The following is a 25,285-nucleotide window of genomic DNA, read 5'->3' as shown; positions in this document are numbered from 1 at the left end:
AGATGAGGGACGGCAGGCTTGCGCGCGCCCGCGCGCAAGGGCAGGGTCTGGGCGCGACCCGGAACCGGAGCCTGCCATGACCATCCTGACCCGCCTTGCGCCCCTTGCGCTGGTGCTGGCCGCGACCCCCGCGCTGGCCGAGATGCCCAAGGGAATCAGCCATTTCACCCTGGATAACGGCCTTGAGGCCGTGGTGATCGAGGATCACCGCGCCCCGGTCGTGGTGCAGATGCTGTGGTATCGGATCGGATCGGCCGATGAGCAGCCGGGCAAATCCGGCATCGCGCATTACTTGGAACACCTGATGTTCAAGGGCACCGACAAGCTGGGACCGGGCGAGCTTTCCAAGACCGTGACCGCGAATGGCGGCCGGGACAACGCCTTCACCAGCTATGACTTCACCACCTATTTCCAGCGCATCGCCAGCGACCGGCTGCCGCTGATCATGGAGATGGAGGCCGACCGCATGGCCAACCTGCGCATCGGCGAGGACGACTGGCAGGCCGAGCGGCAGGTGGTGCTGGAGGAACGCTCGCAGCGCATCGACAGCGATCCCGGCGCGCAGTTCTCGGAAGAACGCAGCGCGGTGCAGTTCTACAACCATCCCTACGGCCGCCCGGTGATCGGCTGGCGGCAAGAGATGGAGGGCCTGACCCGCGAGGACGCCATCGCCTGGTATGACGCGCATTACGCCCCGAACGCCGCGGTTCTGGTCATCGCCGGCGACGTGACGGCCGAAGACGTGCGCGAACTGGCCGAGACATATTACGGTCCCGTGCCGCCCAAGCCCGATGCCGCCCGCAAGCCGCGCCCGCAGGAGCCGATCCAGCGCTCGCCCCGGCGGATGGAGCGGGTGGACCCGCGCGTCGCCCAGCCGGTGATGATCCGCAGCGTGATCGCGCCCGAACGCAACCGGGGCGAGCAGCAGACCGCCGCGGCGCTGACGGTGCTGGCGGAGCTGCTGGCGGGCTCCAGCCAGACCTCGGTCCTGGCCCGCGATCTGGTGCTGACCGGCAAGGCGCTTTACGTCAACGCTTCCTATGACGGGTTCTCGGTCGATCCGACCACCTTCGGCCTCTCGATGGTGCCGGCGCCCGGCGTCAGCAACGAGGATGCCGAGGCGGCGCTGGACGCGGCGCTGGCGCAATTCCTGAAGGACGGTCCCGACGCGGCGCAGCTGGAACGGGTCAAGACCCGGATCCGCGCCGCCCGCGTCTATTCCCAGGATTCGGCGCATGGCCGCGCCTATGACTATGGCCAGGGCCTGGCCACCGGCCTGACCATCGAGGATGTGAACGACTGGCCCGACATCCTGGCCGCCGTCACGCCCGAGGACATCCGCGCCGCCGCGAAACTGGTGCTGGAAAACCCGGCCCCCGTCACCGGCTGGCTGCTGCCGGCGCCGGACGCGCCGGCCGAAGCCGGGGCCGATGCAGCGGCCGCCGCGCCGCAACCCGCCTCGGCCGATGCCTCCAGACCCGAAACCGCCAATCCGGGGGAAGTCGAATGATCCGCGCCCTTGCCACCCTTGCCTTCGCCCTGCTGGCCGCGCTGCCGGCGCGCGCCATCGAGATCCAGCAGATCACCTCGCCCGGCGGCATCCAGGCCTGGCTGGTCGAGGACCATTCGATCCCCTTCACCGCGCTTTCGCTGATGTTCAAGGGCGGCGCGAGCCTCGACGCGCCCGGAAAGCGCGGCGAGATGAACCTGATGACCGCGTTGCTTGAGGAAGGCTCGGGCGAGATGGATTCGGTGCAATATGCCGAGGCGGTCGAGGCGCTGGGGGCGCAGAACCGCTTCGATGTCGGCGACGACGCGCTGACCGTGAACGCCCGCATGCTGACCGAGAATCGCGATCAGGCCGCCGCGCTGCTGCGCCAGGCGCTGGCCGAGCCGCGCTTCGACCCCGACGCCGTCGAGCGGGTGCGGGCGCAGGTGCAGGCGGTGATCCGCTCCGAGGCGACCGATCCGAACGCCATCGCCAGCAAGGAGCTGGCGCGGCTGGCCTGGGGCGAGCATCCCTATGCGACCTCGATCAGCGGCACGCGCGATTCGGTGGCGGCGCTGACCCGCGAGGACCTGATCGCCGCCAAGGACCGGGTGCTGGCCCGCGACCGCGTGGTGGTGGCGGCGGCGGGCGACATCACCGCCGAAGAGCTGGGCAGGCTGATCGACACGATTCTGGGCGACCTGCCCGAGCAGGGCTCGGCCCCGCTGCCGCAGCCGGCCGAGCTGCAGCTGACCGGCGGGGTGACGGCGATCGACTGGGACAGCCCGCAGACGGTGGTCAGCTTCGCCCAGGCGGGCCTGCCGATGTCCGACCCGGATTATTTCGCCGCCTTCGTGGCCAACCACATCCTGGGCGGCGGCGGGTTTTCCTCGCGCCTGATGGACGAGATCCGCGAAAAGCGCGGCCTGACCTATGGCGTCGCCACCGGCCTGTCGAACGGGCTTTACGGCGAGACCTGGCAGGGCGGCATGGCCAGCGCCAATGACAAGGTGGCCGAGGCGGTGGGACTGATCCGCAGCGAATGGGACCGTCTCGCCGAGGGCGGCGTCACGGAAAAGGAATTGGCCGACGCCAAGACCTATCTGACCGGCGAATATGCGCTGCGCTTCGACGGCAACGGCAAGATCGCCGGCATCCTGGCCGGGATGCAGCTGATCGGCCTGCCGGCGGATTACGTCAACACCCGCAATGCCCAGATCGAGGCGGTGACGGCCGAGGACGTGCAGCGCGTCGCGCAGCGCCTGCTGCATGCCGACCAGATCCGCTTCGTGCTGGTCGGCCGGCCCGAGGGCATAGACGCCACCAATTGACGAATCCTTTTCCGGCGCGTCGGGAAATGCTAGATCTGGGGGAATGAACACTCATGCCCCCAAGATGCGCCCGATTATCCGGCAACTGGACGAGGCCGCCGCCAACCGCATCGCCGCCGGCGAGGTGGTCGAGCGCCCGGCCTCGGCGGTCAAGGAACTGGTCGAGAACGCGCTGGATGCCGGCGCGACGCGGGTGGACGTCGCCATCGTCAAGGGCGGCAAGGCGCTGATCCGGGTCGGCGACGACGGCTGCGGCATGACCGCCGAGGACCTGCCGCTGGCGCTGGCCCGCCATGCCACCAGCAAGATCGACGGCAGCGACCTTCTGGACATCCGCAGCTTCGGTTTTCGCGGCGAGGCGCTGCCCAGCCTGGGCGCCGTCGGACGGCTTGTGATCACAAGCCGCGCCGCCGGTTTCGAGGCTGCGCAGATCGCCGTCTCGGGCGGGCGCATCGGCGCGGTCAAGCCGGCGGCCGGCAATCGCGGCACCGTGGTCGAGCTGCGCGACCTGTTCTTCGCCACCCCGGCGCGGCTGAAATTCCTGCGCAGCGACCGGGCCGAGACCCAGGCCGTGACCGAGGTGATCCGCCGCCTAGCCATGGTCGAGCCCTATGTCGGCTTCACCCTGACCGACGAGGACGAGGGCCGGGTGCTGTTCCGCGCCGATGCCGAGCAGGGCGAGCTGTTCGGCGCCCTGCAGACCCGGCTCGCGCGCGTCATGGGCCGCGATTTCATCGACAACGCCCTGCCGATCGACGCGACGCGCGACGGCATCACCCTGACCGGTTTTGCCGCCCTGCCGACCTATTCGCGCGGCGCGGCGGTGGCGCAGCATCTTTACGTCAACGGCCGGCCGGTGCGCGACAAGCTGCTGACCGGGGCGCTGCGGGCGGGCTATATGGACGTGCTGGCCTCGGGCCGGCATCCGGCGGCGGTGCTGTTCCTGACCTGCGACCCGCATCAGGTCGACGTGAACGTGCATCCCGCCAAGGCCGAGGTCCGGTTCCGCGAACCCGACATCGCCCGCGGGCTGGTGGTTTCGGCGCTGCGCCATGCGCTGGCGGGGGCGGGGCATCGCGCCTCCTCGACCGTGGCGACGGCGGCGCTGGGGGTGGCGCGGGCGGAGCCCGTTTCCGAGCCGCCGCGCCGCTATCAGGCGCATTACGGCCCCGCCCGCCCCTCGGCCCCGGCCATCGCCGCCAGCCTGGCCTTTCAGGCGCCGGGCTTTGCCGAGGCGCCGACCGCCCGGGTCGAGCCCGAGCCCGATTCCCAGCCCCAGCCTGCCGAGGCGCCGCTGGGTGCCGCCCGCGCGCAGCTGCACGAGAACTGGATCATCGCCCAGACCGCCGACGGCATCGTCATCGTCGACCAGCATGCCGCGCATGAACGGCTGGTCTACGAGCGGCTGAAGGCGCAGCTTGACGCGAACGGCATCGCCAGCCAGGCTCTGCTGATCCCCGAGATCGTCGAGCTGTCCGAAGCCGAGGCCCATCGCATCCTCGCCATCGCCGAGGAACTGGCGGCGCTGGGGCTGGTGATCGAGCCCTTCGGCGGCGGCGCCGTGGCGGTGCGCGAGGTGCCGGCGCTGATCCAGCGCCTGAACGCCGCGGCCCTGATCCGCGACATCCTGGACGACCTGGACGATCAGGGCGCATCGGACCGGCTGCGGGCGCGGGTCGATGCGGTGCTGTCCTCGATGGCCTGCCACGGCTCGGTGCGCTCGGGCCGGCGCATGTCGGCGGACGAGATGAACGCGCTCTTGCGCGAGATGGAGCGGGTGCCGAAATCCGGCCAGTGCAACCACGGCCGCCCGACCTGGATCGAGCTGAAGCTGGCGGATATCGAGCGGCTTTTCGGGCGATGATCGTCTCGCACCGGCACCGCTATGTCTTTGTCCATATCCCCAAGACCGGCGGCACCTCGCTGACGCTGGCGCTGGAATCGCGGGTCGGCCGCGACGACATCATCCTGTCCGACACGCCCAAGGGCCGCAACCGCCGCCGCCGGGTCAGGGGCGCGGCGGCGCGGGGCCGGCTGTGGAAGCATTCGACGCTGGCCGATATCGAAGGGCTGGTGGCGCCCGAGCTGCTGGCGGGCTACCTGCCCTTCACGCTGGTGCGCAACCCCTGGGCGCGGGCGGTCAGCTATCACCGCTGGCTGCGGGACCAGAGCTTCGACCACCCCTCGGTCCGGCTGGCCAGGGCGACGGGCTTCGCCGATTTCCTGCGCGACCCGATGACGCAGGCGCAGCTTTCCGTGCCGGCGCGGCATTACCTGACCGGCTCGGCGGGCGAGCGGCCGGGACTCTATCTGCGGCTGGAGCATCTTGACGAGGACCTGCCGGAGCTGGAGGCCCGGCTGGGCTTTTCCCTGCGTCCGCTGCCGCATGAGAACCGCTCGGCCGGCGGCGACTGGCGCGCTGCCTATGACGATGACGGCGCCGCGCTCATCGCGCGGCTCGCGGCCGAGGACATCGCCCGTTTCGGCTATCGCTTCGATGCGCATTGACCGCGGCCTTCGTCGGGGCGACAAATGGACAGACGCCGGAGGTGCCGCCATGCTGGAAATCAGTCCCGAAAAGATCGCCCATGTCATCATCCGCGCCCGCGAATACGACAGCGGCGTGAACGCCTGGGCGCATAGCGGGCACCGCAAGGGCCATGGCACCCAGACCGAGCTGGCCGAATTCATCGCCAGCCTGAACGAGGACGAACAGGCCAGCCTGGTGGCGGTGATGTGGATCGGCCGCGACACCTTCGGCCCCGAGGACCTGGACGAGGCGATCGAGACCGCCAAGGCCGAGCGCAGCTCTCCGACCGAGGATTACCTGATGGGCGAGCCGCAGCTGGCCGATTACCTCGAAGCCGGGATGGAGGCCCTGGGCATTTCCCCCGAGGAGGTCGAGGACGACCTGCACCGCCCGGTCTGAGCCTCGCCGACTGTCAGGGCTGCGCCTCGCGGGCCAGCCGGACCAGCGAGCCGCGCTCGCCGTCGATCAGCACCAGCAGCGCGCCGTCGGGGGCCACCTCGATGTCGCGCACCCGGCCGATGCCCTCGGCCAGCCGCTGCTCTGCGGTGACGCGGTCGCCCTCGATCTTCAGCCGCACCACCGCCTGGGCGCGCAGCCCGCCGATCAGCGCGTCGCCGCGCCATTCCGGGAACATCGGCCCGTCATAGAACACCATGCCGCTGGGGGCGATCACCGGGTCCCAGTAATAGACCGGCTGCTCCATCCCCTCGCGGCTGGTGATGCCCTGGCCGATGGGGGCGCCGCTGTAATCCTGGCCATAGGTGATGACCGGCCAGCCGTAGTTGCGGCCCGGTTCCGGGCGGTTCAGCTCGTCCCCGCCCTGCGGCCCATGCTCGACCGTCCACAGCCGGCCCTGCGGGTCCAGCGCGGCGGACTGGATGTTGCGGTGGCCGTAGGACCAGATCTCCGGCCGCGCCTGGCCGGGTGCGAAGGGGTTGCCGGGCGCCGGTCCGCCGCTGGCGGGGTCGATGCGCAGCACCTTGCCCAGATGCGTGCCCAGGTCCTGCGCCAGTTGCCGGGGTTCCGGCCGCGAGCGTTCCCCGGTGGTGACGAAAAGCCGGCCCTGCGGGTCGAAGACCAGGCGCGAGCCGAAATGCAGGGTCGAGGCCCAGGCCGGCTCCTGCCGGAAGATGGTCCGCACCTCCTCGAGCGCGGTGCCGTCCGCCGACAGCCGGCCGGTGCCGACCGCGGTGGCGTTCCGCCCCCCGTCCCGCGGTTCCGAGAAGCTGAACCAGACCTGCCGGGTGCTGGCGAAATCCCGGGCGACGGCCACGTCCAGCAGCCCGCCCTGCCCGCGCGCATCGACCTTGGGCAGGCCCTTCAGCGGCGCCGAAAGCGCGCCCTCGCGATAGATCCGCATGGTGCCGGCCTTTTCGGTGATCAGCAGCCCGCCATCGGGCAGCAGCGCCATGCCCCAGGGATTGCGCAGCCCCTCGACCAGCGGCATGCGGACCAGGGGCACCGCCTGCTGGATCACCGGCGCGCGGGTCTGGCCCTGAAAGGCGGGGGTCTGGCCCCGGGCATTGGGCGGCGCATCGTTGAAATCGGCCAGGGCGGCCGATCCGGCCAGCATCAGGGGCAGGGCGGCGGCAAGGGATCGAAAGGGCGTCATGGCATCGGGTCCGTCACTGGGCGTCGCCCGGCGCGCGGGCGGATACCGGCCGGGGCGTCGCGATGGGCGTTCGGGGCCCAACCCGCGCCGGCCCCGGCTTGTTCCGGCGCGGCCGCGGATTTCAGTCCAATGCGGCCAGATGCGTGGCGAAGTGCGCCTGCGCCCGGGCCCAGGCCCCCTCGTCGATGCGGTCGAGCGCCTTCAGCACCGGCAGCAATTGCCAGGCATAGTCCAGCGTGCTTTCGCGCGGCAGCAACGAGGGCAGGTTGTCGATCGCCATGACGTCCAGCGGCGGCCCTTCGGCGACGCGGATCGCCGGCTGCGCCCATTCGGTGGCCCGGTCGTAGACCTTGACCGGGTTGAAATCGCTGGAGGGGTCACAGGCGACATCGCCGATCACGGTCAGCAGCCGGCCGGGATTGACCGCCTCGGGCGGCAGCAGGACCGGGGTGTGCGGCCCGGCGAGGACGCAGTTGACGAACAGCTCATGCGCCAGGATCTCGGGGAAGGGGCCGCCGCCGGCGGTCTCGGCCATGTCCCATTTCGTGACCGGCACGCCCATGGCGGTCAGCAGGTCCGAGGCGCCGCTGCCGACCCGTCCCAGCGCGCCCACGACGATGGCATGCGGGCGCTGCGCGCCGGTGGCGTCCAGCTCGGCCCGCAGCTCGGTCAGCAGCGCCTCCTGCGAGGGCCAGGCCGCGACCGGGCCGCAGATGCCGCCGCGCCGCTGGGCCGCCCAGGCCTTGAGCGAGACGGCCGCCCCGGCGAAACCGGCCCAGTAGCCGAAGGCCGCCAGCCGGCGGCCGTTCTCGTCGGTCAGGTATTCCAGGTCGTAGAGCGTGCCGCCGCCGTCGCGAAAGCGGCGCAGCAGCGCCAGCCCGGCGGGCTGGCCCTTGTAGGCATGGCCGAACATGATGTGGCGATGGCGCAGCGGCGTGCCGTCCGCCGGCAGCTCCTTGAGGCCGAAGATGATCGCCTCGGCCGGGGCGTCGGGCCAGGAGCCCTCGGGCGCGATCTCGCCCCCGGCGGCGGCGTAATCGCCGGGGGGCAGGACGCGATGCGGGCTTTCCTCGACGGTGACGCGGAAACCCTGCGCCACCAGATCGCGCAGGCCGGCCGGGGTCAGGCCGGCGCGCCGCTCGTTGGCGCGGCTTTCCGCGCGGAGCCAGAGATGAACCATGCAGGCCTCCTTCCGTCAGGCTAGGGGAACGGGGTCCGCGCGGCAAGCGAGGGCCGCCGCGCGCCGCGGAACGGGCCCTGCCCGGCGGCCTCGATCCGGGCGATGGCCTGCGCGATGGGCTCGACGATCACCGCCATGGCCGAGGCGGTGGCGTGGATCATGCGCTCGCCGTCCAGCGCCATGCCGACATGGCCGGGCCAGAACAGCAGGTCGTTGCGGCGGATGCCGTCGCCGGCCGCGGGGAAGGCGGATTCCTGCATGTCGCTGTCGCCGGGGCAGGGCAGGGCACAGGCCCCCAGCGCCGCCTGCACCAGGCCCGAGCAGTCGATGCCGCAGCGGCTGTTGCCGCCCCACAGATAGGGCGTGCCCAGGAAAAGCTCGGCCACCGCGGCCGGATCGCCGCCGGGCCGGTCCGAGATATGCTGCGCAGGCACCCAGCCGCCCTGCGCCAGACGGGCGAAATTGCCCTGCATGGCGGCGACCGACAGCCGCGCGCCCAGCGACAGGCGCATCAGCTCGGGGGTCTTCATGTCCGGCTCGGCATAGACATGGGTGGCGGGGGCGCTGACGCGATGCGTGATCTCCGGCATCTGCTGGCTCAGCCCGTCGGCCCGCAGCCAGCCGCAATAGCCATCCGCGGCGGCCTGGACGAAAGCCCAGCCCTCCAGCTGGTCCAGCAGCGTCAGGTCGGCACCGAAATTCAGCTGCCGGTCGCGGGCGCCCTGGGGTGCGCGGCACAGATCGGCCAGCGGCGCCGCCAGCCGCACCGGGCGGCCGGGCGTATAGGCGGGGCGCTGCAGGATGCCGCGCAGCGATTCCAGGGCGACGCGCTCGGTGGCCGGGGTCAGGCGGCGGTCGGTCATGGGCGCGGTCATGGCAGGATATCCGGCAGGGCGAGAAGGATGGCGCGCATGCCCTGGCCCACGCCGCCCTTGGGCCGGCCGGGCGCGGCGGCGGGCTGCCAGCCATAGATGTCGAAATGCGCATAGGCCCGCGCCTGGCCGGCAAAGCGACGCAGGAACAGCGCCGCGGTGATCGCCCCGGCGAACCCGCCCGAGGGGGCGTTGTCCAGATCGGCGATCGCCGGCTCGATCATCGCCTCGTAGGGCTCCCAGAAGGGCAGGCGCCAGACCGGGTCGGCATGGGCGCGGCCCGCGGCCTGGATCGCGGCGGCCAGCGCGTCGTCGTCGCAGAAGAACGGCGGCAGGTCCGGGCCAAGCGCGACGCGGGCGGCGCCGGTCAGCGTCGCCATCGAGATCAGCAGATCCGGCGCCTCTTCCTCCGCCAGCGCCAGCGCATCGGCCAGCACCAGCCGGCCCTCGGCATCGGTATTGTTGACCTCGACCGTCAGCCCCTTGCGGCTGGTCAGGATGTCGCCGGGGCGGAAGGCATTGGCGGAAATGGCGTTCTCGACCGCCGGAATCAGGACCCGCAGCCGGATGCCCGCGGTCAGGCGCAGTCGCGCCAGGGTCTCGGCCAGGCCCAGCACATTGGCCGCGCCGCCCATGTCCTTTTTCATCAGCGCCATCGAGGCGGCCGGCTTGATGTCCAGCCCGCCGGTGTCGAAGCAGACCCCCTTGCCGACCAGCGTCAGCCGCGGACCCTCGCCGGGAAAGCGCAGGTCGATGAGCCGCGGCGCCTGTGCGCCCGCCCGGCCGACGGCATGGATCATGGGGAAGTTGCGGGCGATCAGCGCGTCCCCGCGGATGACCTCGACCGAGGCGCCATGCCGCCGGGCCAGGTCCCGGGCGGCCTGTTCCAGTTCGTCCGGCCCCAGGTCCGAGGCGGGAGTGTTGATCAGGTCGCGCGCCAGATATTCGCCGGCCGCCATGGCGGCGAGCCGCTCGCGGTCAAGGGCTTCCGGGCAGACCAGCCGGGCCTGCGGCGCCTCGACGCGCTTGTAGCGGTCGAAACGGTATTGCGCGAACAGCCAGCCAAGGGCGCCCAGCGCCAGGTCGAAGCCCTCCGGGTGATTCGCCAGATGCCAGCTGCCTGCGGGCAGGGTTTCGGCCGCCCGCGCCAGCAAGAAGCGCTCGCGGGGCGGCCGATCTGCCGGCTTCGCCTCCGGGCCGATGCCGAACAACGCCCCGCTCAGCCCGCCTTCGGCCGAAGGCAGCAGGCAGAGCTGGCCCGGCTTGGCCGAGAATTTCTGCGTCCTGGCCCAGTTCGCCGCGACGGGGCCGATCTCGGGCGGCAGCTCCGGCTCGGCCTCGCCCTGCCGGACCAGCCAGAGGGGCAGCGAAGGCGCATCGGGATCGGCGAATTCGGGAATCATCGGCATGCTCTTGTCTGTTTTCCGGGTCGCAGCCTAGCGCCCGCGCCGAAGGCTGCAAGGGCGGGTCCTGCTAGGAATTCTCCGGCACATCCCACAGCTCGGTCAGCGAGCGGTTGCCGATCCGCTCCAGCCGGCGGGTGGTGGCGGCCAGCGCCGGGCGGTCGCGCCGTTCCGCGCAGGCCCCGACATCGATGGCCACGCCCGCCAGGGTGACAAGCCCCACCTGCCAGGCCAGCCGCGAAAGCTGGTCGGCATTGCTGACGGCAGCGCCCAGATCGCCCTGCCGCGACGCGGCCAGCGTGCGGCGCAGGGCCAGCGCCAGCTGCTCCAGCGCCGCCCCGATGACCTGCACGGCCGTGGCCTCGCCCAGTTCGCCGATGATCTGTTCAAGCCTTTGCAAGTCGATCCGGACGGTTTCGTCCACAGCCAGAATCGCAATCTTGGTCATCCCTGCTCCATCTTGGGCCCTAGCCGCACTGAGGCGCAAACTGGCACCAATGCCTCAAGAAAAGGTTATGCGGCGCCTGCTAAACCTCTCGAACTTTATCGGTTCAGCGGCTATCACACTCGCGAACGGTAGATGAGGGATCAATGAGAGAAGCACGTCCACTGCCGCAGTATCTGGTCCAGCGCTATCACGGCTGGCGCGCGACGGCCTTCGTTGAGAATCGGGCCTGGTATCGTCGTCTGGCCGAGGGGGGCCAGCATCCCCGTGCCATGGTCATTGCCTGTTGCGATTCGCGGGTGCATGTGACCTCGATCTTCGGCGCCGATACCGGCGAGTTTTTCATTCATCGCAATATCGCAAACCTGGTGCCGCCCTATGCGCCGGATGGCGAGCAGCACGGCACCTCGGCCGCGGTCGAATATGCGGTGAACACGCTCAAGGTCGCTCATGTGGTGGTCGTCGGGCATACGAATTGCGGCGGCGTGCAGGGCTGCCATGCCATGTGCTCGGGGCACGCGCCCGAGCTTGAGGAAAAATCCAGCTTCGTCGGCCGTTGGATGGATATTCTGCGGCCGGGATATGAGCGGGTGGTCTCGCTGCCGCCAGAACAGCAGATCCGCGAGCTCGAGCGGCAGGCGGTGCTTGTTTCGCTCGAGAACCTGATGAGCTTTCCCTTCGTGAAATCCGCGGTCGAGGCAGGAAACCTGTCTCTGCACGGGGTTTTGCACGATATCGCCGAAGGAACGCTCGAGCAATACGACAACCAGGTCGAGAGCTTCGCGCCGATCATCTGAGCCTCCGGGGCGGCTCGGCCACGATCATTCCAGCAACCAGGCCCGGCGGATGACTGTCGCACGAGGTCCGGGGTGAACCTTTGTCTGCATGGGTAGCTGTTTCGGACTCAGTTCACGATGAACTCGGCATGCAGCGCGCCGGCGGCATGGACGGCCTTGAGGATGTCGATCATGTCCCGGGGCCGGATACCCAGGGCATTCAGGCCCGCCACCACATCCGACAGCGAGGATTCGCCGGCCACCTCGGCAAAGCCGATGCCCGGTTCCTGCGTGATCTCGGCCTGGGTCCGGGGCACCACCACGGTTTCGCCGGGGGAGAACGGGTTGGGCTGCGAGACCACCGGCGTTTCACGGACCCGCAGGGTCAGATTGCCTTGTGAGACGGCCACGCGAGAGACGCGGACGTCCTCGCCCATGACGATGGTCCCGGATTTATGATCGATCACGACGCGCGCCACGGCCTCCGGCTCGACGGTGATGTTTTCGATCTGTCCCATCAGTCGCGCCGGGTTCACCCGGCCAAGCGCATTGGTGTTGATGGCAATGGTGCCTGAATCGATAAGCTCGGCCAGGCCGCGGCCGAGCGTGCGATTGATTGCTGCCTCGACGCGGGCGGCCGTGGTAAAATCCGGGCTCCTGAGCGCCAGCCGCAAGTTGGTCATCTGGGAAAAGTCGAAGGCGACCTCCCGTTCGACCCTGGCACCCGAGGGAATGGTGCCCGTGGTGGGAACGCCCTGGACCACGGAAGCCGCAGCGCCCGAGGCCTCTGCGCCCCCAGCCAGAACCGCGCCTTGGGCAACGGCATAGACCTCTCCGTCGGCGGCATTCAGCGGTGTCATCACCAATGTGCCGCCGAGCAGGCTTTTTGCGTCCCCGATAGCGGCCACATTCACGTTGATCTGGGAACCCGCCCGGGCAAAGGGCGGCAAAGTTGCGGTGACGATCACTGCCGCGACGTTCTTGGGGCGAAAAGCCTCGTCAGTTACGTTCACGCCAAGCCTTTCCAGCAGCCCTGCCATGATCGCTTCGGTGAATGGCGCATTCCGCAGGCTGTCGCCGGAACCGTTGAGCCCGACGACAAGGCCATAGCCGACCAGATCGTTGCCTCGGACGCCGTCAATATTGGCCAGATCCTTGATGCGGACCGGCGCGGCCGTGCTGGGGGCTGCCAGCCCGATCAGGAGCAGAAGAAGGCAAAGGAACCTCATGACAGATAATCCGTCAGGGTGAGACGGGAAAGCCGAGCCGTGAGGGCATAGACTTTGAATGCCGGTCTCGGTTTCCTGCAGGGCGGTCGCGGCTTCATAGGGGTCAGCCCCGATCAGGTTCAGGCGGGCGATGGAAAGTGTTGCCACCTCGGCGGCATTTCGCGTCTGGGCCTGGGTGACCACGGCCTGCCGCTGTCCCAGATCGACCTGGGCATGTGTCAGTCCGGCGGTGGCCTTGACAAGCCGCGCGCCCGCCTCGGAAAACAACTCCCGCAAGGTTGCCTCGTCGATTGCCGCGCCGGCTGCGGAAGCATGAGCCATGATTGCCATTCCCTTGAGCGTATCGCGCAATTCCGCGGCATTCGCAGTGAGAGGGCTGCCGGTCTGATGATCGGGCGAAACCGAGAACTGCGTGCTGCCGGTATGCGCGCCCATGTAGATCGTGTCGGCAAAGCCACCTGCGCCCGCCGGAGCATCGAACCACGCGTCAATACTGCTCGCGATATCTGCAGCGGTTGCGGCGCCGGCTGTCACATTCCCCAACTCGGCGAGCATCGCGTCAAAGCTGCCCAGAGGCGCAGTGTCGGCCCTGCTGCCCGCGAAAAGGAAACGGCCGCCGATATTGGTGTTCAATGTATTGAACATCAGCCTGAAACTTCGTGTAATGTCAGCAGTTCGTGCGCGCAGGTCGCCTTCGCTCAGGTTATTCGGCTCACTAAGCAATTTGGGGCCGAGGTCCTCGACCAAGGTCTGGATCTGCTCGACAGCCGCCTGCATCCCTGCGAAACGGCCATGCGCTTCCGATGCGTTCTGCTGGAACGTGGCCAACATCTTCAGTCGCGAGTCTATATGCGCGATTCCCGAGACATCTCCGCCGAGCGCCTTGGGAATGTCTGATTTGATGCCTGTCATTACTTCCTGGGTCAGGCGGTCCAGTCTGGTTTTCAGCCCATACTGGCCAAGCCGAAGCTGGTAGGAACGGGAAAGGTCTCCGATGGAATTGAAAGAACTCATGTCAGCCTCAGGATAGCGTCAAGCATGTCATTTGCGGTCTGAAAGACCTTTGCGTTTGCGGCATAGGCACGTTCCAGCGCCAGCAGGCTTTCCATTTCCTTGTCGGTGTCGACTCCCTCGGCCAGCAGGGCCGTCTTGAGACCCACCTGCTGGGAACTGTCTTGCAGCGCGATCGCCTGGGAGCGAAGGCGATTGGTAGCAGCCTTGGAGGAGAGATCCGCGGCAAGCGTCTGCAAGCTTCCCGGTGCGTCAGAAAGATTCGCCGAGACCGGAATACGCGAAGCCGAGATCGCAGAGCCCAAGCGCGCCAGCAATGCGCTTTCGCCCGCATCTCCCGCGTCAGCTGCATTGATGCCGGCGCGGATGCGCCACAATTGTCCCCCGGCGTCGGGATCGACCAATGCGTTCACCGCAATTCGTCCGGCCAGACCGGTTTCGTCTGCGGGATCGAAGGCGCCTTGGGCGTCGGTGAACAACCCTGGCCCGCCGGCATTCAGCGATGGATCGATCACAGGATCGGAGAACCGCGCATAGAGGTCGTAAGCAAAAGCGTCGATTTGCTGCTGGTAGGCAGGGGCAAGCTGATCGCGAATGGCGAAGCTTGCGCTCAGGGTTCCCCCGTCCAGCATGGCTTGCTGCGTATTGGTCAGGGGCTTGCCGTTGAAGGTCAGCACGGAAAGCGCGCCGCTGGCCACGGACATGTCGGCGGTAATGCCGGCGACAGCGCCGAACTCGATTCTGGCCGGCTCAGTACCATCCAGAAGAATTGCGCCGCCCGAAGTGAAAAGAGCGATGCGGCCGTTTTCTCGCGGTACCTCCTTGATCGGCATGATATCAGAGATGCCGTCTATCACTGCCTGACGCGCGTCGATCAGGGAGGAGGCGTCTTTGCCTTGTGCCGATGTGGTGACGATCTGGGTGTTCAGCTTTGCCACTTGCTCCAGCGCGGCGTTCAGGCGCGTGACATCCTTCTGGATTGTCTGTTCGGCCTTGCTGCGCTCGGCTTGGATCGCGGTGGAGATGCCGCTGATCTTCTGCGCCAGAGCCGAAGCGGTCTCGAGTACGGTGGACAATCGGATTTCGCTGTCCGGGCGGGATGCTGCGCTTGTCAGGGCGCTTTCGAAATCGGTCAGGACCTGCCCCAGCGCGGATGCTTCGGTGCCAATACCAAAGACTTTTTCCATCGTTGCGTGAAAGGCAGCCGTCGCTTGCGAGGCACCGACATTGGCCGCGGCCAATCGGTGGTCAGCCAGCAGTCCGGTCGTGATCATCCGGCTGACGCCATCAATGCTGACCCCGCCGCCGCGCTCGAGCAGGCGGGGCGACAGGTCGAGTTCGCGCCGGGCGTAGCCAGGTGTCAGGGCGTTCGCAATGTTCGACGATACGATCTCGGTGCCGCGCGAGGTTGCGGTCAGGCCGGAAACGGCATTGGAGATGGCGGATGAAATGCTCATGGAGATGCCCTGGATTTCTGCATGCGGGGCGGCCTGGCGCTGCCCCGGTCAATGTCAGCGTTTGAGATTGGCCGTTTCCTGCAGCATCTCATCAACCGTCTGGATAACCTTGGCGTTCGAGGTATAGGCACGCTGTGTCTGGATCAGATCGGTCAGTTCGGCGGCGACATCGGTGGTCGATGCCTCGCGCGAATAGCCGGCAACCGCACCGGTCGGACCATCACCGGCGTTCCAGAGATAGAACGCACCGGATTGGGGCGAGACCTTGTAGGTCTGGTTGTCCATGGCGATCAGGCCATTGGGATTGGGGACATCCACCAGCGGCACCTGATACAGGGTGCGGGTGAAGCCGGTGTCATAAGTCGCCTGAAGATAGCCGTTCTCGTCGATCTGAAGTCCAGTCAGGTTGCCGACCGGAGAGCCGTTCTTGGTGACGTTGGCCGGTGAGAACCCGGCGCTGAGCTGGGTGATTCCCTGGCTGTCGCCATAGCGACCGAGATTGATGGTCATGGGCCCGTTTGCGCCGGGAACCGTCAGCAGGCCGGTCGCCGGGTCATAAGCGCCCCCGCTCACCGCGGTGACGTTGGCCAGGGTCCCGCCGCCTGCCTGGCTGTCGTTGAAGTCCAGCGTATAGGTGCCGATCAGCGATTCATCCTCGGCTGTCGCAGGATCGTCGATGATAGCCGAATCGCGGATTTCCATGGTCCAGCTGTTCGATCGCACGCCGGCAGCGCCGGCGACATCCGGCGTGAAGGTAATCGTCATCCGTTCGGAGTTGCCGAGATTGCCGAAATATTCGACCTCCATCTCTCGGGCGTCGCCGACAGCGCCGCCGACGGCGTCGTTGGCGGGCAGGTTGACGCGCAGGTTGATCCGTGTCGTCGGATCCGCCGCCGTCTGGCTGGGATTGATCAGGATGGGCTGCAGCCCGTTGGCGGAATCGCGCGGCTGGCTGGGGATGGTGCCGTCGGCATTTGCCGGCCAGCCCATCAGGACCAGGCCAGAGCTGGTGCGCAGATAACCCTGGTCGTCGGTGCGGAATGAGCCGGTGGTCGTCATGGTCAGGTCGCGCGGCGTGGTCGGACCGGAAAGCAGCGTCGCGGAACTGACGACCGGAAGCATGCCCCGGCCGGAGATGGCGATGTCCAGCGGATGCGAGGTGCTGACGAGGTTGCCGCGCTGATCGACGACCCGGCTGGTGGTGGCCCGGACACCGCCGGCCGTATATGTCCCACCGCCGCGCGCCTGGTTGATCACCATGCTTTCGAAGCTGGTATCCACCCGCTTGTAGCCATAGGTGCTGGAATTCGCGATATTGTCCGAGATGTTGGCCAGGCGCGTCGAATTCGCGGCCAGCCCGGACACCCCGGCGCTGAGGGCAGATGAGATCGACATATCGTTGTCACCCTATGTGAGTCGCTGTTGCGTCAAGTCTGCGGCCGGGGGGTTAAGATGCCGATAACGGCGGCAGTTCCCGGCCGGCTATCTCAGTAAAATCACTTCGATCCGGTTGTTGTTCGGATCCATGGGGTTGACCGACCGGTTGCGCCGGTCGGCAAAGGCGGTGACGCGCTGGATGCGGGTGCTGTCGAAACCAGTCCCCTCCAGCAGGTTGCGCAGCGCATGGGCCCGGGCATCCGAGAGCGCCCAGACCGGCGACTGGATCAGCATCTCCGGATAGGCCCTGACATGGCCGGTCAGCGCGAGCTCGTTCTTGACCCGTCCCAGCACGCCCGACAAAATCCCGGCCAGCTCCTTCATGGCCGGGGTGGGCTGGGCGCTGTCGCCGACGAAAAGCGGCTCGTCCATCAGATCGGTCAGTTCGATGACCAGCCCCTCATCGGTCATGCGGGTCACTACATGGCGCAGCAGGTTGACCTTTTGCATCGATTCCGCGCCGCTGCCGGTCAGCTGGTCCTGGATGTGCCGGACCACTTCCTCGAAACCGGATTCCTGTCCCTCGCGTGCCCGCGCGGCAAGGGTATCGCGCGAGGCGCCGGCGCCCTTGCCGGAATTCGTCTCGGCATCCTGCACCTCGCCGCCGAAGGGGCCGTCATGGCCGCTGCGGGTGGATTGGATCAGGGTCGGGTTGAAATAATCCGCCAGGCCCTGCCGCTGCTTTTCCGTGGTGGCGTTGAGCAGCCACATGAGCAGGAAGAATGCCATCATTGCGGTCACGAAATCGGCATAGGCGACCTTCCAGGCGCCGCCGTGATGACCGCCGCCGCCCCCGGCCTGGACCCGCTTGATGATGATCGGGGCGCCGCCCCCGTTCCCGGCCATGAGCCATTCCTTTCGTTGCCCTGTCCGAAAGGTCTAGCGGCGCGCGGCTAATTTCCAGTTAACGGCTCAAATGCCGCATATTTCACCCGGAAAGCAGCATGGCATTCAGGGTCATCATGTTGAAATAAAACGAAATACAGCACATCGCAAGGACCAGCCGGAGGACAGACCGTTCGGGCTGGCCCTGCTGAAAGCCGGCCGCCGCAGGCGAGGGGACCCTAACCGGACCCGGACGAATCATCGGATGCGGCATCTTGCGCCCGACCCGGGCCCCGATATTCTGCACCCATGCAGACCGAGGGCGAATATGACCTGACCACCGGCGCGGGGCTGATCGCCTGTCCGCGCTGCGACGCGCTGCATGTCGAGCGCGAGCTGGAGCCGGGCGAGACCGCGCGCTGCGTGCGCTGCAACACCCTGCTGGCCAGTCCGCGCGCCGGCGCCTTCACCCGGATCATCGCGCTGTCCTTCACCTCGCTGGTGCTGATGGTCGGGGCGGTGTTCTTTCCCTTCCTGGAAATCTCGCGCATGGGTTTCGGCAACCAGACCTCGCTTTTCGGGGTGGCGCTGGCCTTTTCGCATGGCGCCCTGATGCCGCTGACCGTGGCGGTGCTGGGCATGATCGTCGGGCTGCCGGTGCTGCGGGCGCTGCTGCTGGTCTATACCCTGCTGCCCCTGTCGCGGAACCGGGCGCCCTATGCCCATGCCGTGCCGGCCTTTCGCCTGTCCGAGGCGCTGCGGCCCTGGTCCATGGCCGAGATCTTCGTCATCGGCACCGCCATCGCCCTGGTCAAGGTGGCGGGGCTGGCGAATATCAGCCTTGGCCCGGCCTTCTGGGCGTTTTGCGGGCTGATCGTGGTGAACGCGGCCAGCAATGCCTTTACCAGCGCCACCACGATCTGGGACGCCATCGAGGATGCCGGCATGGCCACCGACGGGCGCGAGATCGTGCCGGAGAGCCGGGCATGAACGCGCCTTCGGACGCGCCCGTCCTGACCGCGCATCGCGCCGGGCTGGTCGGCTGCCGCGGCTGCGGCCGGGTCTGGCCGGAGACCGAGACGATCTGCAGCCGCTGCGGCGGCGCGCTGGTGCCGCCCGACCGGCGCTGCTTGAACGCGGTCTGGGCCTGGCTGGCGGCGGGCTTCGTCTTCTACATTCCGGCGAACCTGTTCCCGATGCTGAAGACCTCGACCTTCGGCGGGCTGCGCGGCAACAGCGAAGCCACCATCCTCGGCGGCGTGGTCGAGCTGATGCATTACGGCAATTACGGCGTTGCGGCGATCGTCTTTCTGGCCTCGATCGTGGTGCCGATCGGCAAGTTCATCGCCATCAGCTGGCTGGCGCTGGTCGCGGGGCGGCCGGCGACGGTCAGGGCCGCCCACAAGCGGCTGCATCTTTACGAGGTGGTCGAATTCATCGGCCGCTGGTCGATGATCGACGTGTTCATCGTGGCGATCCTGTCGGCGCTGGTGCAGCTGGGCTTCGTCGCCTCGATCCATCCCGGGCCTGCCGCGGTGTCATTTGCGCTGTCGGTTGCCTTCACCATGCTTTCCGCGCAAAGCTTCGATCCGAGATTGATCTGGCGCGGCCTTCCGCTGCGCAGCCGCAAGGACCATGAATGACCGACAGGCCCTCGCCCGAGCGCAGCGACACCCCCCTGAAGCCAGCCGAACCCGCCCGCAAGCCCGCGGCCCGCGCCGTGCGGGCCGGGCTGCCGCTGATCTGGCTGGTGCCCATCGCGGCGCTGATCGTGACGCTGGGCGTGGGCTGGAACATGATCGCCAGCCGCGGCACGCTGATCTCGGTCGCCTTCAAGGACGCGACCGGCATCACGCCCGGAGAGACGGCGCTGAAATTCCGCGAGATCACCGTCGGCAAGGTGGAATCCGTCCGCTTCACCGAGGACCTGCAGCAGGTCGAGGTGAACATGCGCGTGGACAAGGACCTGGCGCCCTATATCGACAAGGATGCGCAGTTCTGGATCGTGCGGCCGCAGGTCTCGGCCCAGGGCATTTCGCGGCTGGACACGGTGCTGACCGGCTCCTTCGTCGAGGGCTATTGGGACGACAAGGTGGACGGGCCGCAGACGCGGTTCCAGGGCCTCGACAAGCCGCCGCTGACCAGCTTCGGCGAGCAGGGCACCTGGATCGTGCTGGCGGCCGAACGCTCGCGCGGCATGACCGAGGGCGCGCCGGTGCTGTTCCGCGGCCTGCCGGTCGGGCGGATGCAGAACCTGCGGCTTTCCGAGAATGACGAGGGGGTGCTGACCGATGTGTTCATCGCCGCGCCCTATGACCAGCTCCTGACCACGAACACGGTGTTCTGGGACACCTCGGGCTTCTCGGTCTCGCTGGGGGCGCAGGGGCTGTCGCTGAACGTGAACTCGCTGGCCTCGGTGCTGCAGGGCGGCGCGGAATTCGCCACGCTGACCTCGGGCGGGGCCCCGGTCGAGGACGGGCATGTCTTTTCCCTGCAGCCCGACCGGGGCGCGGCCGAGGCGAACCTGTTTGCCGACGAAAGCAAGGCGCTGCGCCTGACCATGCTGGTCGACGAATCGGTGCGCGGGCTGGAGACCGGGGCCGATGTGCAGTTTATGGGCCTGACCGTCGGGCGGGTCACCAGCCTTGCCGCGCGGGTGGTCCGGGGCGCGGACGGACAGGACCATGTCGAACAGGAGGTGACGCTGGCCGTCACGCCCGAGCGGATGGGTCTGTCGGGCGAGGCGACCCCGGAAGAGGCGCTGGATTTCATCGCCGGGCAGGTCCGGGCCGGGTTGCGCGCCCGCATCGCCAGCGCCGGCTTCTTCGGCACCTCGCTGCAGGTCGAGCTGGTCGACCTGCCCGGCGCAGAACCGGCCGAGCTGGACCGCACCGCCAAGCCCTACCCGGTCATCCCCTCGGTCCCCGGCGATATTTCCGATTTCAGCGAGACGGCGCAGGGCTTCCTGGCGCGGGTCGGCAACCTGCCCATCGAGGAGGTGCTGAAATCCGTCACCGACATGATGAACAGCGTCACCGCCATCGCCAGCAGCGAGGACACCCGCGCCATCCCCGGCGCGCTGCGCGGCACGCTGGAGGATGCGCAGGCCGCCGCCGGCGAGATCCGGCAGGTCACCACCGAGCTGCGCGAATCCGGCGCCGTGGGCCAGCTGCGCCGCATGGTGGACGAGGCCGCCGCCGCCGCCGAGGCGGTCAAGCTCGCCGCCGCCGACGTGCCGGCCATGGTCGACCAGATCGACGCCGCCGCCGTCAAGATCGAGGCGGTGGACTATGCTGCCATCGGCGCCGAGGCCGAGGGCATCCTCAAGGACGTGCGCGCGCTTCTGGGCACCGAGGATGCCGAGCAACTGCCCAAGAACCTGTCCGAGACGCTGAAATCCGCCTCCGGCCTCTTGAACGACCTGCGCGACGGCAATGCGGCGGGCAGCCTGAACAATGCGCTCGCCTCGGCCAGCACGGCGGCGCAGGATGTTTCGGACGCGGCGAAGCGCCTGCCGCAGCTTTCCGCGCGCCTGGAAGCCCTGGCGGCGCGCGCCGATGCGGTGATCGCCGCCTATGGCGACCGTTCCAGCTTCAACACCGAAACCATCAACCTGATGCGCGAGATGCGCCGCGCCGCCAATGCCTTCGGCAGCCTGGCCCGGACCATCGAACGCAATCCGCAAGCCTTCATCCTGGGACGATAAGATGCGCCTGATCCTTGCCTCCGTCGCCTGTCTTTCCCTGCTCGGCGCCTGCTCGAACGGCGAAAAGACCGCGCGCTACCTGATCGACCCGCCGGCCACGGGCGAGCGCGTCGCCGACCGGCTGGGCACGGCGGAGCTCAAGGACGTGTCCTTGCCGGAATATGCCTCGGGCGGCGAGGTCAGCTGGCAGACCGGGGACGGGGCGGTGCGCTCGAACACGAAACAGCTTTGGGCGGACGACCCGCAGCGGGCCTTCACGCTGACGCTGGCGCGCAGCATCTCGGACCTCTCGGGCGCCACGGTGATCGCCGAGCCCTGGCCGCTGGCCGAGCCGCCGCGTCGCCGGCTGGAGGTGCGTGTCGAAAAGGCGCTGGCGCAGGCCGACGGGCTTTATCGCCTGACCGGGCGCTATTTCGTCTCGGACGAGGGGGCGGGGGGCGCCAACCAGGCGCGCGGCTTCGACATTTCCGTGCCGCTTGCCGACCAGAACCCCGCCGCCATCGCCCGGGCGCAGTCGCAGGCCATCGCCCAGCTTGCCCGGCAGATCGCCACGCTGTCCGGGCCGGGCCGGTCGATCCGCACCAGCACCGCACCGCTGCCGCGGATCGACGACATCTTCTCGCAGCCGCTGCCGCCGCTGGAGGGCAGCTGAGCCCGGCTGCGACAGTTTGACGGCTTTCCGCCTTCCCGCCCCCGCCTAGACTGCGCCCATCCCGGCAGCGGAGGTGAAATGCAGGCCGATCAGATCCAAGGGGTGCCGCTGCTGGCGCCGCCCGGGCGGCTGGACTTTCTCGACCGGCAAACGGTGCTGCTGCCGGCGCCGATCACCCCGCTGGAGGCATGGAACCGTATCCGCAGCCGCCCCTTGCCCCTGCTGGGCCTGGCCTTCCGCATTCGCGACGCGGTGTCGGCGCGGTTCGGCGTGCGGCGCATCGGCGGGCTGGGCAAGGTGCCCAGCGACAGCGTGCGCGCCGGTCAGCGGCTGGACTTCTTTCTGGTCGAGCATGCCGCGCCCGACCTGCTGGTGCTGACCGAGCGCGACCGGCATCTGGACGTGATGACCTGCATCTCGACCCGCGGGGCAGAGCTGGCGATCACCTCCTCGGTGGTGACGCATAATCGCTTCGGCCGGGCCTATATGCTGGTGGTGGGGCCGGCGCATCGGCTGATCGTGCGCGCCATGCTGCGCCGGCTGATGCGCGGCTAGCCCGGCCTAGCCGGCATCCGGCTCGAACTGGCCGAAGCGGCCGGCGGCAAAGACCAGCGGGTGATCGCCCGGCCCCGCCACGGTCACGCGCAGCACCCGGCCGATCAGCACCGAATGGTCGCCCGCTTCATGCGCGGCATGGGCCATGCAGTCGAAGCGCGCCGCGACGCCGGGAATGACCGGCACGCCCTCGGGGGTCAGCACGCTTTCCAGCCCCTCGAACTGCCGGCCGCCGCGGGTGAAGCGCAGGCAGGTCTCCAGCTGCTCGGAGCCCAGCACATGCACCGACCAGGCCGCCGCCCCGGCGAAGGCCGCATGGCGGGCCGAGGCGCGGGCCGGGCACCACAGCACCAGCGGCGGCTCCAGCGAGACGCTGGAGAAGCTGTTCACCGTCATGCCCAGCGGTCCCTCGGGCCCGGCGGTGGTCACCACGGTGACGCCGGTGGCGAAACGCCCCAGCGCCTCGCGCAGCAGCCGCGCCTCGGCATTGGCGGGATGAAAGGTGATCTCGTCGGCCAGCCGGTCGCGGGTCGCGGGGGGAAGACGGCTCATGCGCGGGCCCTGTCATCTGCGGGACATGGCCAGAGCGGTTCCGGCCTTTGCCCCTTCTTAGTCGGCGGGCGGCGGCGCATCAACCCGACCGCCGGGCATCGCCATCCGCGGGGTCATGGCGGCGATCAGCTGCCCGTGCAGGGCGGGCGCCGCCACCACCAGCCCGTCGGTCAGCGGCCGGGCGGCGTTGAAGCGCATCGCCGCGCCGGTCAGGTCGCTGGCCAGGCAGCCGGCACGGGCGGCGATCAGGCTGCCCGCCGCCACGTCCCATTCCCAGGCCGGCCTGACGGACAGCGTCGCGTCGAACTGCCCGTCCGCCACCAGGCAAAGCCGCCAGGCCAGCGAGGGGCGGAAGCTGCGCCTGACCGGCGGCGGCGCGCCCCGCCAATGCGTGGGGTCGAGCCCGGCCTTGCTGGTCAGCACGCGCGCGCCCGTCAGGCCATGCGTCGAGGGGGCGATGGGCTTGCCGTCGCGCAGCGCCGGCCCATCGGCCGAGGCGGCATAGGTCGTGCGCTGCGCCGGCAGATGCACCACGCCCGCCACCACCCGGTCGCCGCGCGCGATCGCCAGCGCATGGGAAAATCCGACCTGCCCGTCGATGAAGGCGCGGGTGCCGTCGATCGGGTCGATGATGAAGCAATGCTCGGCCTGAAGCCGCGCCGGATCGTCGGCGCTTTCCTCGCTGAGCCAGCCGTAATCGGGCCGCGCGGCGCGCAGCAGGCGCTCCAGATGCGCGTTGACCGCCAGGTCGGCCTCGGTCACCGGGCCGGCGCCGTCGCCCTTGTCCCAGACCCGGGGATCGCGCCGCCAGTAGCGCAGCGCGATTTCTCCGGCCTCCTGCGCGGCCTGTTCCAGAAGCGCAAGGTCACTCGCCGGCAACGGTCATCCCCTCGACCAGCAGGCTGGGCACGCGCATTCCCCGCCAGTCGGGCAGGTCGTTCGCCGCTGTCACCCGCAGCAGCATGTCGCGCAGGTTGCCGGCGATGGTGCATTCGTTGACCGGATAGGCGATCTCGCCGTTCTCGACCCAGAAGCCGCCGGCGCCGCGCGAATAATCCCCGGTCGTGCCGTTGATCGAGGCGCCCAGCATCGAGGTCACGACCAGCCCGCGCCCCATCTCGCGGATCAGCTCCTCGCGGGTCCTGTCGCCAGCGGTCAGTTCCAGATTGGTCACGCCGGGCGAGGGCGGCTGGCCGGCGCCGCGCATGGCGCTGGCGGTCGAGTCCATGCCGAGCTTGCGCCCGGTGGCCAGGTCCAGGGTCCAGCCCTGCAAGACGCCGTCGGCCACGATCAGCCGCGGCGCGGTCGCCAGCCCCTCGCCGTCGAACAGGCGCGACGAGCCATAGCGGGGCCGGTGCGGGTCCTCGCGCAGCTCGAACCCCCTGGGCAGGATCTGTTCCCCCAGCGCGTCGCGCAGCCAGCTGGCGCCGCGCGCCACCGAGGCGCCGTTCACCGCGCCGACCAGATGGCCGATCAGCCCCGAGGCCACGCGCTCGTCGTAAAGGATCGGGAAGGCGCCGGTGGGCGGCTTCCGCGCGCCGCGCCGGGCGACGGTGCGCTCGGCCGCAAGCCGGCCGATCTCCTCGGGCGCGGGCATGTCGGCGGCATGGACGCGGCTCTCGCCGGCCCAGTCGCGCTCCATCCCCAGCCCCTCGCCGGTGATGGCGACGGTGGACAGGCTGTGGCCGCTGCGCCCGTAGCCGGCCGAGAAGCCGTTGCTGGCCGCCAGCCACATGCGGCGCTGCGAATGGCCGGCGCTGGCGGATTCGATCTGCGAGACGCCCTCGACCGCCAGCGCCGCGGCCTCGGCGCGCAGCGCCAGCTCCTGCAGCGCCTCGGGGCTCGGCTCGGGGCCGTGGTCGCAAAGGTCCAGCCGGGCGCTGTCGGTGTCGCGGGCCAGCTGTCCGGGTTCGGCCAGGCCCAGCGTGTCGTCCACCGGCGCCTCGCGGGCCATGGCGACGGCGCGGGCCGCCATCTCCTCGATGGTGCGCTGCGAGCGGTCCGAGGCCGAGACGCAGGCCTGCCGCCCGCCGATCAGCACCCGCAGCCCGATCTCGACCCCCTCGGCGCGCTCGGCATGCTCCAGATGGCCGGCGCGCACATCGACCGAGACGGCGGCGGCCTCCAGCGCCACGGCATCGGCCTGGTCGGCGCCGGCCTTGCGCGCCGCCGCCAGAAGCTGCTGGGTCAGGGCCTCGAGTCGATGGAATTCGGACATGCGGT

23 protein-coding genes are annotated in these 25,285 nt (G+C 69.0%); 11 read left to right on the top strand and 12 right to left on the bottom strand.

What is annotated here, in order from left to right:
• Nucleotides 1–76 precede the first annotated feature (76 nt).
• The 5 genes from LOS78_RS07205 to LOS78_RS07185 are packed head-to-tail and all read left to right on the top strand — an operon-like array spanning nt 77 to nt 5,749.
• A complete protein-coding gene (locus LOS78_RS07205) occupies nt 77–1,510 on the top strand; it encodes a pitrilysin family protein (RefSeq protein WP_230377821.1) in 1,434 nt (477 codons plus the stop codon).
• Nucleotides 1,507–2,820 carry a pitrilysin family protein gene (locus LOS78_RS07200; protein WP_230377820.1) on the top strand — a complete coding sequence of 438 codons (1,314 nt, stop codon included), beginning with the start codon at nt 1,507–1,509 and terminating at the stop codon, nt 2,818–2,820. The genes LOS78_RS07205 and LOS78_RS07200 overlap by 4 nt, the downstream gene beginning before the upstream one ends.
• Before the next feature lie 43 nt (nt 2,821–2,863).
• Nucleotides 2,864–4,684 carry a DNA mismatch repair endonuclease MutL gene (mutL, locus tag LOS78_RS07195; protein WP_230377819.1) on the top strand — a complete coding sequence of 607 codons (1,821 nt, stop codon included), beginning with the start codon at nt 2,864–2,866 and terminating at the stop codon, nt 4,682–4,684.
• Nucleotides 4,681–5,328 carry a sulfotransferase family 2 domain-containing protein gene (locus LOS78_RS07190; protein WP_230377818.1) on the top strand — a complete coding sequence of 216 codons (648 nt, stop codon included), beginning with the start codon at nt 4,681–4,683 and terminating at the stop codon, nt 5,326–5,328. Before mutL ends, LOS78_RS07190 begins: the two co-directional genes overlap by 4 nt.
• A 49-nt stretch (nt 5,329–5,377) precedes the next feature.
• A complete protein-coding gene (locus LOS78_RS07185; protein ID WP_028711635.1) occupies nt 5,378–5,749 on the top strand; it encodes a DUF3775 domain-containing protein in 372 nt (123 codons plus the stop codon).
• A gap of 13 nt (nt 5,750–5,762) precedes the next feature.
• On the opposite strand, the gene LOS78_RS07180 is transcribed toward LOS78_RS07185, so the two are convergent.
• From LOS78_RS07180 to LOS78_RS07160, 5 genes are all read right to left on the bottom strand, one after another.
• Nucleotides 5,763–6,962 carry a PQQ-dependent sugar dehydrogenase gene (locus tag LOS78_RS07180; protein WP_230377817.1) on the bottom strand — a complete coding sequence of 400 codons (1,200 nt, stop codon included), beginning with the start codon at nt 6,960–6,962 and terminating at the stop codon, nt 5,763–5,765.
• 121 nt (nt 6,963–7,083) lie between these two features.
• Nucleotides 7,084–8,142, bottom strand: coding sequence for a saccharopine dehydrogenase (locus LOS78_RS07175; protein ID WP_230377816.1), 1,059 nt, complete (start codon nt 8,140–8,142; stop codon nt 7,084–7,086).
• Between the two features lie 20 nt (nt 8,143–8,162).
• The gene (locus LOS78_RS07170; protein ID WP_028711632.1) at nt 8,163–9,017 is read right to left on the bottom strand and encodes a C40 family peptidase; all 855 of its coding nucleotides are present in this window, start codon (nt 9,015–9,017) and stop codon (nt 8,163–8,165) included.
• The gene (locus LOS78_RS07165) at nt 9,014–10,417 is read right to left on the bottom strand and encodes a M17 family metallopeptidase (protein ID WP_230378545.1); all 1,404 of its coding nucleotides are present in this window, start codon (nt 10,415–10,417) and stop codon (nt 9,014–9,016) included. Before LOS78_RS07165 ends, LOS78_RS07170 begins: the two co-directional genes overlap by 4 nt.
• A gap of 70 nt (nt 10,418–10,487) precedes the next feature.
• On the bottom strand, nt 10,488–10,865 hold the full coding sequence (locus LOS78_RS07160; RefSeq protein WP_028711630.1) for a hypothetical protein: 378 nt from the start codon (nt 10,863–10,865) through the stop codon (nt 10,488–10,490).
• 143 nt (nt 10,866–11,008) lie between these two features.
• Here LOS78_RS07160 and LOS78_RS07155 point away from each other — a divergent pair, with 143 nt between their 5' ends.
• On the top strand, nt 11,009–11,659 hold the full coding sequence (locus tag LOS78_RS07155; RefSeq protein WP_028711629.1) for a carbonic anhydrase: 651 nt from the start codon (nt 11,009–11,011) through the stop codon (nt 11,657–11,659).
• A gap of 107 nt (nt 11,660–11,766) precedes the next feature.
• Here LOS78_RS07155 and LOS78_RS07150 read toward each other — a convergent pair whose 3' ends face one another.
• From LOS78_RS07150 to LOS78_RS07135, 4 genes are all read right to left on the bottom strand, one after another.
• Nucleotides 11,767–12,867, bottom strand: a complete 1,101-nt coding sequence (locus tag LOS78_RS07150; protein ID WP_230378544.1) for a flagellar basal body P-ring protein FlgI — start codon at nt 12,865–12,867, stop codon at nt 11,767–11,769.
• Between the two features lie 1,010 nt (nt 12,868–13,877).
• Nucleotides 13,878–15,335: a flagellar hook-associated protein FlgK gene (gene flgK / locus LOS78_RS07145; RefSeq protein WP_230377815.1), complete on the bottom strand. Its 1,458-nt coding sequence runs from the start codon at nt 15,333–15,335 to the stop codon at nt 13,878–13,880.
• A 54-nt stretch (nt 15,336–15,389) separates the two neighbouring features.
• Nucleotides 15,390–16,730: a flagellar hook protein FlgE gene (locus tag LOS78_RS07140; protein WP_230377814.1), complete on the bottom strand. Its 1,341-nt coding sequence runs from the start codon at nt 16,728–16,730 to the stop codon at nt 15,390–15,392.
• Nucleotides 16,731–16,817: 87 nt separating this feature from the next.
• Nucleotides 16,818–17,618 (bottom strand): flagellar motor protein MotB, encoded by an 801-nt coding sequence (locus tag LOS78_RS07135; protein ID WP_230377813.1) that lies wholly within the window; start codon nt 17,616–17,618, stop codon nt 16,818–16,820.
• A gap of 288 nt (nt 17,619–17,906) precedes the next feature.
• Here LOS78_RS07135 and LOS78_RS07130 point away from each other — a divergent pair, with 288 nt between their 5' ends.
• From LOS78_RS07130 to LOS78_RS07110, 5 genes are all read left to right on the top strand, one after another.
• On the top strand, nt 17,907–18,587 hold the full coding sequence (locus LOS78_RS07130) for a paraquat-inducible protein A (RefSeq protein ID WP_028711623.1): 681 nt from the start codon (nt 17,907–17,909) through the stop codon (nt 18,585–18,587).
• Complete coding sequence (locus LOS78_RS07125; protein ID WP_230377812.1) at nt 18,584–19,240, top strand: paraquat-inducible protein A; 657 nt, start codon at nt 18,584–18,586, stop codon at nt 19,238–19,240. Before LOS78_RS07130 ends, LOS78_RS07125 begins: the two co-directional genes overlap by 4 nt.
• Nucleotides 19,237–21,303 carry an intermembrane transport protein PqiB gene (locus LOS78_RS07120; RefSeq protein WP_230377811.1) on the top strand — a complete coding sequence of 689 codons (2,067 nt, stop codon included), beginning with the start codon at nt 19,237–19,239 and terminating at the stop codon, nt 21,301–21,303. The genes LOS78_RS07125 and LOS78_RS07120 overlap by 4 nt, the downstream gene beginning before the upstream one ends.
• Before the next feature lies 1 nt (nt 21,304).
• On the top strand, nt 21,305–21,955 hold the full coding sequence (locus LOS78_RS07115; RefSeq protein ID WP_028711620.1) for a membrane integrity-associated transporter subunit PqiC: 651 nt from the start codon (nt 21,305–21,307) through the stop codon (nt 21,953–21,955).
• A 78-nt stretch (nt 21,956–22,033) separates the two neighbouring features.
• A complete protein-coding gene (locus LOS78_RS07110) occupies nt 22,034–22,510 on the top strand; it encodes a DUF2867 domain-containing protein (RefSeq protein WP_230377810.1) in 477 nt (158 codons plus the stop codon).
• Between the two features lie 6 nt (nt 22,511–22,516).
• Here LOS78_RS07110 and LOS78_RS07105 read toward each other — a convergent pair whose 3' ends face one another.
• The 3 genes from LOS78_RS07105 to LOS78_RS07095 are packed head-to-tail and all read right to left on the bottom strand — an operon-like array spanning nt 22,517 to nt 25,280.
• The gene (locus LOS78_RS07105; protein ID WP_036713728.1) at nt 22,517–23,062 is read right to left on the bottom strand and encodes a flavin reductase family protein; all 546 of its coding nucleotides are present in this window, start codon (nt 23,060–23,062) and stop codon (nt 22,517–22,519) included.
• A gap of 57 nt (nt 23,063–23,119) precedes the next feature.
• On the bottom strand, nt 23,120–23,941 hold the full coding sequence (locus LOS78_RS07100; RefSeq protein WP_230377809.1) for a 3'(2'),5'-bisphosphate nucleotidase CysQ: 822 nt from the start codon (nt 23,939–23,941) through the stop codon (nt 23,120–23,122).
• Complete coding sequence (locus tag LOS78_RS07095; RefSeq protein ID WP_230377808.1) at nt 23,928–25,280, bottom strand: TldD/PmbA family protein; 1,353 nt, start codon at nt 25,278–25,280, stop codon at nt 23,928–23,930. The genes LOS78_RS07100 and LOS78_RS07095 overlap by 14 nt, the downstream gene beginning before the upstream one ends.
• Nucleotides 25,281–25,285 lie beyond the last annotated feature (5 nt).

The sequence above is a fragment of the Paracoccus sp. MA genome (genome assembly GCF_020990385.1).
Classification (GTDB): Bacteria; Pseudomonadota; Alphaproteobacteria; order Rhodobacterales; family Rhodobacteraceae; genus Paracoccus.
This window is presented reverse-complemented; position numbering and strand designations above follow the sequence as displayed.

Coding starts and splice junctions, on each gene's coding strand:
- LOS78_RS07175 (WP_230377816.1), bottom strand. CDS start 8,142: ATGGTTCATCTCTGGCTCCGCGCGGAAAGCCGCGCCAACGAGCGGCGC.
- LOS78_RS07160 (WP_028711630.1), bottom strand. CDS start 10,865: ATGACCAAGATTGCGATTCTGGCTGTGGACGAAACCGTCCGGATCGAC.
- flgK (WP_230377815.1), bottom strand. CDS start 15,335: ATGAGCATTTCATCCGCCATCTCCAATGCCGTTTCCGGCCTGACCGCA.
- LOS78_RS07125 (WP_230377812.1), top strand. CDS start 18,584: ATGAACGCGCCTTCGGACGCGCCCGTCCTGACCGCGCATCGCGCCGGG.
- LOS78_RS07190 (WP_230377818.1), top strand. CDS start 4,681: ATGATCGTCTCGCACCGGCACCGCTATGTCTTTGTCCATATCCCCAAG.
- LOS78_RS07120 (WP_230377811.1), top strand. CDS start 19,237: ATGACCGACAGGCCCTCGCCCGAGCGCAGCGACACCCCCCTGAAGCCA.
- LOS78_RS07200 (WP_230377820.1), top strand. CDS start 1,507: ATGATCCGCGCCCTTGCCACCCTTGCCTTCGCCCTGCTGGCCGCGCTG.
- LOS78_RS07150 (WP_230378544.1), bottom strand. CDS start 12,867: ATGAGGTTCCTTTGCCTTCTTCTGCTCCTGATCGGGCTGGCAGCCCCC.
- LOS78_RS07095 (WP_230377808.1), bottom strand. CDS start 25,280: ATGTCCGAATTCCATCGACTCGAGGCCCTGACCCAGCAGCTTCTGGCG.
- LOS78_RS07180 (WP_230377817.1), bottom strand. CDS start 6,962: ATGACGCCCTTTCGATCCCTTGCCGCCGCCCTGCCCCTGATGCTGGCC.
- LOS78_RS07110 (WP_230377810.1), top strand. CDS start 22,034: ATGCAGGCCGATCAGATCCAAGGGGTGCCGCTGCTGGCGCCGCCCGGG.
- mutL (WP_230377819.1), top strand. CDS start 2,864: ATGAACACTCATGCCCCCAAGATGCGCCCGATTATCCGGCAACTGGAC.
- LOS78_RS07135 (WP_230377813.1), bottom strand. CDS start 17,618: ATGGCCGGGAACGGGGGCGGCGCCCCGATCATCATCAAGCGGGTCCAG.
- LOS78_RS07130 (WP_028711623.1), top strand. CDS start 17,907: ATGCAGACCGAGGGCGAATATGACCTGACCACCGGCGCGGGGCTGATC.
- LOS78_RS07155 (WP_028711629.1), top strand. CDS start 11,009: ATGAGAGAAGCACGTCCACTGCCGCAGTATCTGGTCCAGCGCTATCAC.
- LOS78_RS07170 (WP_028711632.1), bottom strand. CDS start 9,017: ATGACCGCGCCCATGACCGACCGCCGCCTGACCCCGGCCACCGAGCGC.
- LOS78_RS07105 (WP_036713728.1), bottom strand. CDS start 23,062: ATGAGCCGTCTTCCCCCCGCGACCCGCGACCGGCTGGCCGACGAGATC.
- LOS78_RS07205 (WP_230377821.1), top strand. CDS start 77: ATGACCATCCTGACCCGCCTTGCGCCCCTTGCGCTGGTGCTGGCCGCG.
- LOS78_RS07115 (WP_028711620.1), top strand. CDS start 21,305: ATGCGCCTGATCCTTGCCTCCGTCGCCTGTCTTTCCCTGCTCGGCGCC.
- LOS78_RS07140 (WP_230377814.1), bottom strand. CDS start 16,730: ATGTCGATCTCATCTGCCCTCAGCGCCGGGGTGTCCGGGCTGGCCGCG.
- LOS78_RS07165 (WP_230378545.1), bottom strand. CDS start 10,417: ATGATTCCCGAATTCGCCGATCCCGATGCGCCTTCGCTGCCCCTCTGG.
- LOS78_RS07185 (WP_028711635.1), top strand. CDS start 5,378: ATGCTGGAAATCAGTCCCGAAAAGATCGCCCATGTCATCATCCGCGCC.